The organism is Pseudomonas sp. 01L34, from assembly GCF_056400265.1.
The window spans coordinates 2,501-14,734 of the sequence record NZ_JBFTSX010000016.1; the positions used below are offsets into that span (position 1 = coordinate 2,501).

Genomic DNA, 12,234 nt, shown 5'->3' on the forward strand with positions numbered 1-12,234 from the left:
GGTGGTACGCCGCTGGGTCGAGAGCTGGATAGATTGTCAGGAGATTTCAGCGCTGCGAAGACGATGGAACAGCTTGATACACCGCTCATTGCCCTTAAGGAATACTTGAAAGATATTCAGTGAATGAAAATGCAGTGTGCAAACCAGGCGTTTCCGGCTTTTCTTAAACAAGAGGCAGAGGCTCTCGACCAGGTTATAGGGCAGCTCTGCCAGGCGCGTGTGGAAATGCATCGATTCATAGAGGTCAGAGTCAGTGAGGAGGAGTTGATCATTCCCTACCGGATTTATGACCTAGGTTATGAGACAGCCTTTGACTACTTGAGTGAAACCCAGAGCCTTTTGTACTCGTGCCTTCTGACACGGCACCACGATGGTCATGTGCGCCAACGTCAATTGGAACGGATTCTCTCAGTGCATGCCCCCTGGATTGTCCCGTTCGTGTTGCAACTGACAGGCGAGTACGTCATCCAGATTCTAGAAACCGTTGAAGCGCACCTACCCAAGTTCGATCCGGCGCTTTACGGTCGTTTTATTCGGGACAATCAGGCGTACTTTCAAACGACGCAAGCACGCATGATCAGTTACTGGAATTGCTACTACCGACACTCGTACAAATGCCAGTCCGACTATGTAGGGTTTCGGCTGGTTACCAAATTTCGCGAATTTCAAGAAAGCTGCTAGAACTCAACCCTGTTATAAACGCCTTCTGCTCCCACATTATGACCAAAGCCGCACCACTCACCTGCCGTGCGCTTTACAGTGAGCAGATCTTTTTTAATGTCGAAGTCGTATACGCAGTCGCCTTCGTCATCTCCGCTCATGGCGTATTTAGCCTTGCCATTATCAACCTCTAATACCGTTGAAAACTCACCTATATTGGGACCGTAGTACATCGCCATCAGGCCAGTGTAATAACCCTGAAAATCAACTTTGTATTTCTGACCCAGCGGCTTGATAGTCATGGTGCTCCATAACGACGCCCCGGCATATTGCCAATATTGTCCTTCTGACTTAGCAGACAGTTTTTCTACCGAGTTTTTTATATCACCACTGAATTTTTCAAGATTGAAAATCGACTTTTTGTCGTTTGGAAGAATATTCAGCCATGCCCGGGCCTTAAGGTAATTGCCTTCGTGTACATAGGTGAGAGCGACGTTATTGTAGGCCATCGCAACTGCCTCTTCGCCCAGCTGACAACTTTCCGACCAGCCGACCTGACGCTCGTATTGCTCCCGAGCCTTGGCGTATTGCTTAAGCTTGTAATACTTTCCGCCCTCGGCGGAGTATTCACTAATTTTAAGACAGTTAGCCGTCGCCTCCTCCTCAGTAATGTCCGCATGAGCAAAAAGCGGGGTAATAAAAAGCAGTATGATCGCGTCAATTTTTATAAAGCGGCGCGCTGAAGGATAGAAGTACTGAATGTCCATATTATTTTTCCTGTTAAAAGCTTAAATTCCAAACGGCGCAAAGGGTAGCGTTATCATGCGGGAGAAACAATTGCATAAAAAGGGGACAGTCCATCTGACGGCAGTGACATTTTTTGCGATGCCTGAAGCCGCCATGCCTGGGCTGCGCATTATTTGACGGCGATGAGTAAGGCGGTGGTTGATGATGCGGTGAAGGTGCTTGCGCGGGATCGAGATTCTGCGCAAGCACCTGAGCGGGCGGCGGCGACGTCTGAAGGGTAGCGGTTGAACAATGGCGGGATTGTTTTGATGCCTGTCGTTGGTTGGTATGACGCCTGGGGGAGTGAGCTGCTTGGGATTTTGGCCATTGATGTTGGCTGGGCTGGCGCTTTCGCGAGCAAGCACGCTCCCACAGGGGTTGTGTGGGCGGACTGGCATTTGGGATTAGCCTCGAAATTTTTCGGGGCTTTTTATCATTTGGCTCAGAGTGGATGTTTGTGGGGTGTTCGGTTTACAGCGCAATAAATCAACGCATCTGCTCCCTGAAATCCCCCACGGATCTGATGCTGTTTCTCACCCGTAATGCTTGCTATACATCCTCCATCGACAAGCCCTCAAAGCATTGAGCCAGTGCGTGAGCGCCCCACGCCCCGCTCATCTAGACTTAATGGATAGTCGTAGGCAGAACCGAACACGTCGCTTTGGTGCGGATGATTCAAAGGCGGCGTGGCAAGCTGCGTGATATGCCTGAAGAGGTGCGGCAAAGACCGCGCCGGGCACAACAAGATGCCCACTCAGGGTGCCCTGGCCAACGGTCTGAAAATGCCACGAAACCGTGACGTGGTGTGAACGCCGCAGCCGACACTTTCGGACGACCGACAACCGCCTGGTTTGTCCGTGACCGTGAGGAATGCTGTATGTCTGATGAGATGTTGCACCTGCCTATGGTCAACAGCCTGCTGGAGCGCCACAAGGGTTTACCCGGCGCATTGTTACCGATCCTTCATGATATTCAGGAGGGTATCGGTTACATCCCCGATGCCGCCGTTCCCGAGATTGCCCACGCCCTCAACCTGAGTCAGGCCGAGGTTCGCGGGGTGATCAGCTTCTACCATGACTTCCGTACCGCGCCTCCGGCCCGGCATATCCTGCGTCTGTGCCGGGCCGAGTCCTGCCAGAGCCGTGGCGCCGAGCAGCTCGCGGCGCAATTGCGCGACCGCCTGCAACTGGACGACCACGGCAGCAGTGCCGACGGCAACATCAGTCTGCGCCCGGTGTATTGCCTCGGCGCCTGCGCCTGCTCACCTGCCCTGGAGCTGGATGGTCAGGTGCATGCGCGGCTCACTGCCGAACGCCTGGATGCCCTGCTCAACGCTTGCCAGGAGGACGCATGATGCCGACGCTTTATCTGCCCTGTGATTCTCTTGCCCGTGCCGTAGGCGCCGATGAGGTGGCCGTGGCCCTGACCACTCAGGCCCGGGAGCGCGGTCTGTCGTTGGACTTGCAACGCACCAGCTCGCGCGGCCTGTACTGGCTGGAACCGCTACTGGAAATGGACAGCCCGCAAGGTCGTATCGGCTTCGGCCCGCTGACCGCTGCCGATGTGCCGTCCGTGCTCGATGCGCTGCAAAGCGAGCCGTCCGCTCATCCGCTGGCCTTGGGGCTGGTGGAGGAGTTGCCTTATCTGAAGAGCCAACAACGCCTGCTGTTCGCCCGCGCCGGTATTACCCGGCCGCTGTCGTTGGAGGATTACCGGGCTCATGGCGGTTTCGAGGGCTTGACCCAGGCCATCGCCCTGGGCGGCGAGCAGACCGCGACTGCAGTATTCGATTCGGGCCTGCGTGGCCGTGGCGGCGCGGCTTTCCCGGCCGGGATCAAATGGCGCACGGTGCGCGCTACCCAAGCGACGCAGAAATACATTGTGTGCAACGCCGACGAAGGCGACTCCGGCACCTTTGCCGACCGCATGTTGATGGAAGGCGACCCCTTCCTGCTGATCGAAGGCATGGCCATTGCCGGCATCACCGTCGGCGCCAGCTACGGCTACATCTATGTGCGCTCGGAATATCCACAGGCCGTGGCCACCTTGCGCGAGGCGCTGGACATCGCCCGGGCCGCCGGTTACCTCGGCGCCAATGTCGGCGGCAGCGGACTGGCCTTCGACATGGAAGTGCGGGTCGGTGCCGGCGCTTACATCTGCGGTGAGGAAACCGCGCTGCTGGACTCCCTCGAAGGCAAGCGCGGGATCGTCCGCGCCAAGCCGCCGATCCCGGCCTTGCAGGGCCTGTTCGGCCTGCCGACCCTGGTGCACAACGTGCTGACGCTGGCCTCGGTGCCAATGATTATGGCCAAGGGCGCGCAGTTCTATCGCGACTACGGCATGGGCCGTTCCCTGGGCACCATGCCCTTCCAGCTGGCGGGTAATATTCGTCACGGCGGTCTGGTGGAACGGGCCTTTGGCCTGACCCTGCGGGAATTGGTGGAAGACTACGGCGGCGGGACCGCCAGTGGCCGGCCGCTGAAGGCCGCGCAGGTTGGCGGCCCTCTCGGTGCGTGGGTGCCACCCTCGCAATTCGATACGCCGCTGGATTACGAAGCCTTCGCCGCCATAGGCGCGATGCTCGGTCACGGTGGTGTGGTGGTGGCTGACGACAGCCTGGACATGGCCCACATGGCGCGCTTCGCCATGCAGTTCTGCGCCGAAGAATCCTGTGGCAAATGCACGCCGTGCCGTATCGGCTCGACCCGGGGCGTTGAGGTGATCGACCGCCTGCTCGCTGCGCCTGACCAGAACGGTCGCGATGAGCAGGCGATTATCCTCAAGGACCTGTGCGACACAATGCAATACGGTTCGCTGTGCGCGTTGGGTGGCATGACCTCCTATCCGGTCGTCAGCGCCCTCAAGCACTTCCCCGCCGACTTCGGTCTGCAAGCCTCGGAGGCCGAGCAATGATCACTGTATTCGACCCGAAAACCGATATGGATCTGGGTACCCCGGCCCGCGAAAGCCAGGTGCAAGTCACCCTGAACATCGACGGCCAAAGCATCAGCGTGCCCGAAGGCACCTCGGTGATGCGCGCTGCGGCGATGCTGGGCACCACCATTCCCAAACTGTGCGCCACCGACAGCCTGGAAGCCTTTGGCTCCTGCCGCATGTGTCTGGTGGAGATCGACGGCATGCGCGGCTACCCCGCATCCTGCACCACGCCGGTCAGCGAAGGCATGACCGTGCACACCCAGACGCCGAAGCTCGCGACCCTGCGCCGCAACGTCATGGAGCTGTACATCTCCGATCACCCGCTGGATTGCCTGACCTGCTCGGCCAACGGCAACTGCGAGCTGCAAACCGTCGCCGGCCAGGTCGGCCTGCGGGAAGTGCGTTACGGCTATGAGGGCGAGAACCATCTGAACGACGTGAAGGACACGTCCAACCCGTACTTCGACTACGACCCGAGCAAGTGCATCGTCTGCAACCGCTGCGTGCGCGCCTGCGAAGAAACCCAGGGTACGTTTGCCCTGACCATTACCGGGCGCGGGTTCGAATCCCGGGTCGCGGCCGCCGGTGGCGAGGACTTCCTCGACTCGGAATGCGTGTCGTGCGGCGCCTGTGTGCAAGCCTGCCCGACCGCGACGCTGATGGAAAAAAGTGTGGTCGAACTGGGTCAACCCGAACACAGTGTGATCACCACCTGCGCCTATTGCGGCGTGGGCTGTTCGTTCCGCGCCGAGATGAAAGGCGACCAACTGGTGCGCATGGTTCCGGACAAGAACGGCCAGGCCAACCACGGCCACTCCTGCGTCAAGGGGCGCTTTGCCTGGGGCTACGCGACTCACCCGGATCGCATCACCAAGCCGATGATCCGCAAGTCCATTAACGACCCTTGGCAGGAAGTCAGCTGGGATGAAGCGGTGACTTACGCCGCCAGCGAATTCCGCCGGTTGCAGCAAAAATACGGCCGCGATTCCATTGGTGGCATCACCTCCAGCCGTTGCACCAACGAAGAAACCTATCTGGTGCAAAAACTGGTGCGCGCCGCGTTCGGCAACAACAACGTCGACACCTGTGCGCGGGTCTGCCACTCACCGACCGGCTATGGCCTGAAACAAACCCTGGGCGAGTCCGCCGGCACACAGAGTTTCGACTCGGTGATGCAGGCTGACGTGATCCTGGTGATGGGTGCCAACCCCAGCGACGCTCACCCGGTGTTCGCCTCCCAGCTCAAGCGCCGTCTGCGTGAAGGCGCGCGACTGATCGTCATCGACCCACGCCGTATTGACCTGGTGGACACGGTGCATGCCCGCGCCGAACTGCACCTGGCCCTGCGTCCGGGCACCAACGTCGCCATGCTCAACGCCCTGGCCCACGTCATCGTCACCGAAGGCTTGCTCAACCAGGCCTTTATCGACGCTCGTTGCGAAGGCAACGATTTCGCCCACTGGAAAGAGTTCGTCAGCCGAGCGGAAAACTCGCCGGAAGCCCTTGGCCCTGTCTGCGGCGTAGAACCTGCCGATATCCGTGCCGCTGCGCGCTTGTATGCCACCGGCGGCAACGCGGCGATCTATTACGGCCTGGGCGTCACCGAGCACAGCCAGGGCAGTACCGCGGTCATGGGCATTGCCAACCTGGCCATGGCCACCGGCAACATCGGTCGAGAAGGCGTGGGCGTGAACCCGTTGCGTGGGCAGAACAACGTTCAGGGCTCCTGTGACATGGGCTCCTTCCCCCACGAACTGCCCGGTTACCGTCACGTCTCCAACGAGGTGGTACGGACGCAGTTCGAACAGGCCTGGAACGTCACCCTGCAACCCGATCCGGGCCTGCGCATTCCCAACATGTTCGAGTCTGCACTGGCCGGCAGCTTCAAGGGCCTGTACTGCCAGGGCGAAGACATCGCCCAGAGCGACCCCAACACCCAACACGTCACCGCGGCGCTGTCGGCCATGGAATGCATCGTGGTGCAGGACATTTTCCTCAACGAAACCGCCAAGTTCGCCCATGTGTTCCTGCCGGGCGCCTCGTTCCTGGAAAAAGACGGCACCTTCACCAACGCCGAACGGCGCATCTCCCGGGTACGCAAGGTCATGGAGCCTCTGGGCGGCAAGGCCGACTGGGAAGGCACCGTGGCTCTGGCTAACGCCCTGGGCTATCCGATGAACTACAAGCATCCGTCGGAAATCATGGATGAAATCGCCAGCCTGACGCCGACCTTCACCAACGTCAGCTACGCCGCACTGGATAGTCACGGCAGCCTGCAATGGCCATGCAACGCCGCGGCACCGGACGGCACGCCAACCATGCACATTGAGGAATTCGTGCGTGGCAAGGGGCGCTTCATGCTCACCGGCTACGTGCCGACCGAGGAGAAGGTCAACAGTCGCTATCCGCTGCTGCTGACCACCGGACGCATCCTCAGCCAGTACAACGTTGGCGCCCAGACCCGGCGTACTGAAAACGTCGCCTGGCACGACGAAGACCGCCTGGAAATCCACCCGACCGACGCCGAGAGCCGTGGCATCAACGAAGGCGATTGGGTCGGCATCGGCAGCCGCGCCGGCCAGACCGTACTGCGGGCACGAGTCACCGAACGGGTTGCCCCGGGCGTGGTGTACACCACCTTCCACTTCCCTGAGTCGGGTGCCAACGTGATCACCACCGACAACTCCGACTGGGCGACCAACTGTCCGGAGTACAAGGTCACCGCCGTGGAAGTCAGCCGCGTCTATCACCCTTCCGAGTGGCAAAAACGCTATCAGGCATTCAGCGACGAACAACAACGCCTACTCAACGAACGTCGCCATGAACGTAGCGCCGGGACAAAAGCCGAGGTACGCCGATGAGTACGGAAAACCTGATCAAGATGGTCAACCAGATCGCCCAATACTTTGCCAGCGAACCGGATCAGCAACAGGCCGTGCTCGGCGTGCGCAATCATCTGCAGATGTACTGGACGCCCGGCATGCGCAAGGAGTTGCTGGCCTGGCAGACGACGCATCAGGGAGCAGACTTGCACCCGCTGGCGCAGGCGGCGGTTAGTGGCGCGGGCTGGGAGGCTTAGGTTCACACCATCCTTGGGGAAGATTGCCCCTTGGCCTGTTGACTGAAAACTGTGGAGAGGGAGCTTGCTCCCTCGCCACATGTGAGCATGTGTTGCGAGTCTTTCGGGACTAATGCACCGGCAACACCACCAATGCCTCCAACCCGCCCATCGACCGATTACTCAGGGTCAGCTCGCCTCCGTGTTCCAGCACAATCGCTCGCGCCGCCGATAACCCCAAACCAACACCCCCAGTGTTTTTGTTGCGCGAGCCTTCCATGCGAAAGAACGGTGCGAACACTTGTTCAAGGCAGGCATCTGGAATACCCGGTCCACGGTCCAGTATTTTGATCCGCACCTCTCCAGTACCGGGAATCAGTTCAATCTCCGGCTCACTACCGTACTTGATGGCGTTATCAAGCAAGTTGGTGATCACCCGTTTGAGCCCCAACGGTCGACCGAAATACACCAGCCGCAGCGGCCCGCTGAAGGCAATCTCGATACGCTGATCACGGTAATCATCGAGCAGGGTTTGCAGCAGTTCCGCCAGATCAAACTGGGTGGCCGGTTCAAGCCTGGCGTCGTCGCGGAAGAACTCCAGCGCCGAGTTGATCATCACCTGCATTTCATCCACGTCACGAAACAGCCGCTGCTGTTGCTCGGTATCTTCGATGAACTCGCCACGCAGGCGCATCCGCGTCAGAGGGGCGCGCAGGTCGTGAGAGATGGCGGCAAGCATTTGCGTGCGGTCGCGAATGAAGTGCTGCAACTGGGCCTGCATGGCATTGAACGCGAGAATCGCCTGACGGATTTCGTGGGGACCGAGTGGTTCGATCGGCGGTGCGCGGAAGTCTACACCGAAGCGGCGGGCGCCTTCGGCAAAGCGCTGCAAAGGTGTGGCGAGGCGCCGGGTGGCGATCAGCGCGACCAGGGCGGTGGAGATCAGCACCAGCAGGATCACGATCAGGTAGCGTGGCGTTTCGTCGAGCCCCCAACTGCGCGAGGGCGCGGAGAACATCAGCCACGATGCGTCGGACAACTCGATCAGCAGCGCGTAATGTGCGTCCGCCGTGTGCTCCTTCCAGTCGGCCGGTTCATAGGCTTCGATGCGCCGGTCAGGGGCTCTGAGCATCGGCTGCAGGATGCTCGAACCGATGTCGGACTTCGGATCTTCCACTGTCGGCAGATTGAGATCGTGCCGATCAGGGTGCCAAGTGATAGTGAAGCCGCTCTCGTTGGCGGCTTGCGCCAATGAGGGGCGCAGAGGCGCAGGAGCGGCCTCGATGACGCGGGTGATGGCGGCGGCTTTTTCCAGCAGGCCGATTTCGGTCAGCGGCGGACGCGCCCACACGCCGGCCAGTTGGATAAACAACCCGTTGAGCGCCAGTGAAATGAGCATGGCCAGAATGATCGTCAACGCAATCCAGCGCGCCACCGTATCTTGCGGCCAGTCACGGGCGCGAATCCGATTCAGCCTGCTCATCGCCGCGTCACGCTGGGCGTGAACAGGTAACCACCATTGCGCACGGTGCGAATCATTGCCGGGCGCTTGGTATCGGACTCGAGTTTGCGTCGCAAGCGGCTGACTTGAACGTCGATGCTGCGATCGAACGCCTCATGGCAATGCCCGCGCGCCAGGTCCAGCAACTGCTCGCGAGTGAGAATGCGCTGCGGGTGCTCGACGAAGACCAGCAGCAAGTCAAACTCACCGGCCGATAGCGGGATCATCACGTTGTCCGGCGAGCGCAACTCACGGCGAGTGACGTCCAGGTGCCAGTCGGCGAAATCAATCAGCGGCCGTGGCCTGTCCTGCGGCACCGGACGACGCTCGTCCACACGCCGCAGCACGGCGCGCACTCTGGCCAGCAGTTCACGGGCGTCGAAGGGTTTGGTCAGGTAATCATCGGCGCCCAGCTCCAGCCCGACCACCCGGTCACTGAGCTCGCCCATGGCCGTGAGCATGATCACCGGCATTGCATATCGAATCCGCAGTTGCTGACACAGGATCAGCCCGCTGTCGCCGGGCAACATTACGTCCAGAATGATCAGGTCCGGTGCCTGGCGCTCTATGGCCGCCCACAGCGACGCACCGTCTGTGGCGACCTCGACACTGTAGCTGTGCTGCACGAAGAATTTTTTCAGTAGATCGAGAACTTCAAGGTCGTCGTCCACAATTAAAAGGCTGTTCACCGAAGGTCACTTAAGGGGCCGAATGGAACCGCCATCTAAAACCATTCACGGCAGCGCGTCATATATTTCAATCTTGCAACAAAACGTCATCGCCGCAATAAACCAGACATCTTCGCGCAAGGCACGGGGCTCAGTATCTCGGCGAATTCCTCCCGAGACTCATCCATGTTGCCTTTCAAATGTGCTCCCTGGCTGGCCCGTAATGCTTCGATTGCTGTGCTGACCGCAGGGTTGACGGGTTGCAGCAGCCAACCGCCGTCTACCACCAACGTGAGCTGCGCCGACGTCGCCTATTCGGTGTACGACCCGGCGGAACCACTCAATCGCGGGGTCTTCGCGTTTAACCGGGTGCTCGATGACTACGCTCTGGCGCCGGTCGCTCGCGGCTATCGTTACATGCCGGACTTTTTCCAGACCGGTGTGCATAACTTTGTGGCGAACTTCGGCGAGCCCAAGGTCTTTATCAATGACCTGCTGCAAGGCAACCCAATGCGCTCGGTCAATACCATGGGGCGTTTCGTGCTCAACACCACAGTCGGGGTGGTGGGCTTGATCGACGTTTCCGGCATGGCCGGTATCCCGCGTCACAATGCGGACTTCGGCCAGACCTTTGGCGTGTGGGGCATCGGCAACGGTCCGATCGTCGAGCTGCCATTGCTCGGAACCTCCAACAGTCGCGACGCCGCCGGTCGCGTGCTCGACTTTGTGGTCGATCCGTTCGGCAGTAACAGCGATACCGTGGACACGCTGTCCACTATCAGCACTGTCGGCGGCATCGTCGATGGTCGGGCAGAAGCCTTACCGTTGACCGACAGCCTGCAAAAACTGCCGGACTACTACGGCGCTCTGCGTAACGTGGTTGCCGAGCGTCGTGCCGCTTACGTAGCCGATGGCAAACAAGGCTCGCCAGAGCACACCACTCCACAGTGCACAGGAGCAGCGGCCGATGGGTTCTGAAAGCAATAGCCTGACTCTGCAGAAACGGGTAATCCAGCAAGATCCGGCCAATCTGCATTGTCGGGAAATCACCCTGCGCCTGTCAGCGGACTGTCGCCAACTGGTGCTCAGTCGCTACACCGAACACTATGGCCAGGCAGTGGTGCGTTGGATCGAGCGTAGCCATACGGTGTCAGTAGCCGAACTGTTGCGCTGGCTCGTGGCCAATGGCGAGGCGGAGGTCACACGAGCGGATAGCCAGTCACTGTCTTGATTTCAGGGGGATGATATGGAGGATGCTAGCCTTCCGGTCGTCATCCCCTCCGAAGCCTACAGCGAAACTGAGACAAATCTGTCTACCCTCGCATAGTGACTGCCGCCCTTACCAGCAATCAGGCTCGCACATAGACCCAAGCGCTAATGCCGGACTTGAGGGGCACACTGACGCGTTTGTAGTCCGCCACCTCGTATTCGTCGGCCGCAACCAGCTCTTGGGCCGTGAGCTCGAAAACAGTGCCGGCGATCTCGTCCGACAGGTCGCCACTCTCCTGCACGATCGGATGATGGGTTTTCCCACTAGCCGCCAACACCGCCGGATCGGTTATCTCGACCAGGTTCTGCTTGTAACCTGGCAGGCTGTCCAGGCGCCCTTTCAACTCGCGCCCGAAGGTGGACAGCTGAACGGCCCGGTCCTGCAAAGTACCGTAGGAGAACAGCAGAACCGGTTGCTCTGTTTGGTTTGGCATGAGGTTTCCTTGATCAGATAAGCAAGTCTTCGTAGAACGCTCCGAAAGGGCGCTCAGGGTGGGCGATCTGGATTTCCAGAATCCACAGGCCGGTCGTTGGGCACTTGTCTAAATCCCCGAGGTCGCCACCACGGTGAATGGCATGAGGGAAATCGCTGACTCTGTGGCCCTTGATGTCCAGGTTGAGCTTCCACCCCATGGCTTGCGCCTGGTCGGCCGCATAGCGGTAAAGCTCCATGCCGGAAACCCGCTCGCTGCGCCAAAAGCCTTCGACTCTATTGAAAAGCTCCCGGGAGGCCGCAGCACAGGCGATCATTTCCGGGTCGGAACCGGTGATGAACGTCGCCCCTGCATCACCTTCGTGCCCTTGCCAGACCGCGCCCATGTCGACGAAGAAAATATCTTCGTCACCCAACACAGGATCGCCATCGGAGCGTTGTTTGAACGTCTTGAGCGTATTGGCGCCAAAGCGGATCAGCAGCGGGTGCCAGATGCGATCCATGCCAAGTTCCGACAGAACCTGTTTACCCAGTGACTGGGCTTCGGACTCGCGCATGCCGGGAGAAACAACCCGGGCAATCTGTTCGATGGCCTTCCAGGTCATCTGCTGCGCATGGCGCATCGTTTCCAACGTGTAATGCTCGCCTACTGCTTCTTTACCGCTCAGGGCCGCTGTCATCGATCATTCCTTTTGTACGAATTCTCGCTATATATTTTCATATACTGCGATATTCGATAAAAAATATATAGCCATGATCCAGGCTGTACGAACTTTTCTGCGGGCAAAACAAAACCCCTACCTGCATACGCAGATAGGGGTTTCGGAATTTAATCTTGACGATGACCTACTCTCACATGGGGAAACCCCACACTACCATCGGCGATGCATCGTTTCACTTCTGAGTTCGGGATGGGATCAGG

The 12,234-nt window shown here is 59.4% G+C and carries 13 protein-coding genes, 1 rRNA gene and 1 pseudogene (1 of these 15 running past the window's edge); 9 read left to right on the forward strand and 6 right to left on the reverse strand.

Annotation, left to right across the window (positions count from 1 at the left end; translation table 11 throughout):
• Positions 1-123 carry the final stretch of a hypothetical protein gene (locus AC1DQM_RS29665; protein ID WP_477747239.1) on the forward strand. Its footprint begins 207 nt before the window's first position, so 123 of the gene's 330 nt are visible here — the last part of the coding sequence; its start codon lies beyond the left edge, outside the window; the stop codon is at positions 121-123.
• Positions 124-681, forward strand: coding sequence for a hypothetical protein (locus AC1DQM_RS29670; RefSeq protein ID WP_477747240.1), 558 nt, complete (start codon positions 124-126; stop codon positions 679-681). It begins immediately after the preceding gene.
• On the opposite strand, the gene AC1DQM_RS29675 is transcribed toward AC1DQM_RS29670, so the two are convergent.
• Positions 678-1,427 (reverse strand): tetratricopeptide repeat protein, encoded by a 750-nt coding sequence (locus AC1DQM_RS29675; protein ID WP_477747241.1) that lies wholly within the window; start codon positions 1,425-1,427, stop codon positions 678-680. The genes AC1DQM_RS29670 and AC1DQM_RS29675 overlap by 4 nt on opposite strands.
• Positions 1,428-1,556: 129 nt before the next feature.
• Between AC1DQM_RS29675 and AC1DQM_RS29680 the strand changes: the two are divergent.
• The 5 genes and pseudogenes from AC1DQM_RS29680 to AC1DQM_RS29700 all read left to right on the forward strand — a co-directional run.
• A pseudogene (locus tag AC1DQM_RS29680) lies at positions 1,557-1,688 on the forward strand (DUF3077 domain-containing protein); the annotation flags it as partial.
• Between the two features lie 635 nt (positions 1,689-2,323).
• Positions 2,324-2,800, forward strand: a complete 477-nt coding sequence (locus AC1DQM_RS29685; RefSeq protein ID WP_477747242.1) for a formate dehydrogenase subunit gamma — start codon at positions 2,324-2,326, stop codon at positions 2,798-2,800.
• Positions 2,797-4,359: a formate dehydrogenase beta subunit gene (locus tag AC1DQM_RS29690; RefSeq protein WP_477747243.1), complete on the forward strand. Its 1,563-nt coding sequence runs from the start codon at positions 2,797-2,799 to the stop codon at positions 4,357-4,359. Before AC1DQM_RS29685 ends, AC1DQM_RS29690 begins: the two co-directional genes overlap by 4 nt.
• Complete coding sequence (fdhF, locus tag AC1DQM_RS29695; RefSeq protein ID WP_477747244.1) at positions 4,356-7,244, forward strand: formate dehydrogenase subunit alpha; 2,889 nt, start codon at positions 4,356-4,358, stop codon at positions 7,242-7,244. The genes AC1DQM_RS29690 and fdhF overlap by 4 nt, the downstream gene beginning before the upstream one ends.
• The gene (locus AC1DQM_RS29700) at positions 7,241-7,462 is read left to right on the forward strand and encodes a formate dehydrogenase subunit delta (RefSeq protein WP_018926721.1); all 222 of its coding nucleotides are present in this window, start codon (positions 7,241-7,243) and stop codon (positions 7,460-7,462) included. The genes fdhF and AC1DQM_RS29700 overlap by 4 nt, the downstream gene beginning before the upstream one ends.
• A 109-nt stretch (positions 7,463-7,571) precedes the next feature.
• On the opposite strand, the gene AC1DQM_RS29705 is transcribed toward AC1DQM_RS29700, so the two are convergent.
• Positions 7,572-8,924 carry an ATP-binding protein gene (locus AC1DQM_RS29705; protein ID WP_305411230.1) on the reverse strand — a complete coding sequence of 451 codons (1,353 nt, stop codon included), beginning with the start codon at positions 8,922-8,924 and terminating at the stop codon, positions 7,572-7,574.
• Entirely contained in the window at positions 8,921-9,631 is a 711-nt protein-coding gene (locus AC1DQM_RS29710) for a response regulator (RefSeq protein WP_019581643.1), read from the reverse strand. The genes AC1DQM_RS29705 and AC1DQM_RS29710 overlap by 4 nt, the downstream gene beginning before the upstream one ends.
• 165 nt (positions 9,632-9,796) lie before the next feature.
• Here AC1DQM_RS29710 and AC1DQM_RS29715 point away from each other — a divergent pair, with 165 nt between their 5' ends.
• Together AC1DQM_RS29715 and AC1DQM_RS29720 are read left to right on the forward strand one after the other, a co-directional pair.
• Positions 9,797-10,588 carry an MlaA family lipoprotein gene (locus AC1DQM_RS29715; RefSeq protein WP_305411228.1) on the forward strand — a complete coding sequence of 264 codons (792 nt, stop codon included), beginning with the start codon at positions 9,797-9,799 and terminating at the stop codon, positions 10,586-10,588.
• Positions 10,578-10,841 carry a hypothetical protein gene (locus tag AC1DQM_RS29720; protein WP_305411227.1) on the forward strand — a complete coding sequence of 88 codons (264 nt, stop codon included), beginning with the start codon at positions 10,578-10,580 and terminating at the stop codon, positions 10,839-10,841. Before AC1DQM_RS29715 ends, AC1DQM_RS29720 begins: the two co-directional genes overlap by 11 nt.
• Positions 10,842-10,959: 118 nt before the next feature.
• On the opposite strand, the gene AC1DQM_RS29725 is transcribed toward AC1DQM_RS29720, so the two are convergent.
• From AC1DQM_RS29725 to rrf, 3 genes are all read right to left on the reverse strand, one after another.
• Entirely contained in the window at positions 10,960-11,313 is a 354-nt protein-coding gene (locus tag AC1DQM_RS29725; protein ID WP_428635471.1) for a gamma-glutamylcyclotransferase family protein, read from the reverse strand.
• A gap of 13 nt (positions 11,314-11,326) precedes the next feature.
• Positions 11,327-11,992: a M24 family metallopeptidase gene (locus AC1DQM_RS29730; RefSeq protein ID WP_477747245.1), complete on the reverse strand. Its 666-nt coding sequence runs from the start codon at positions 11,990-11,992 to the stop codon at positions 11,327-11,329.
• A gap of 153 nt (positions 11,993-12,145) precedes the next feature.
• Positions 12,146-12,234: ribosomal RNA gene (gene rrf / locus AC1DQM_RS29735) — 5S ribosomal RNA — on the reverse strand; the annotation flags it as partial.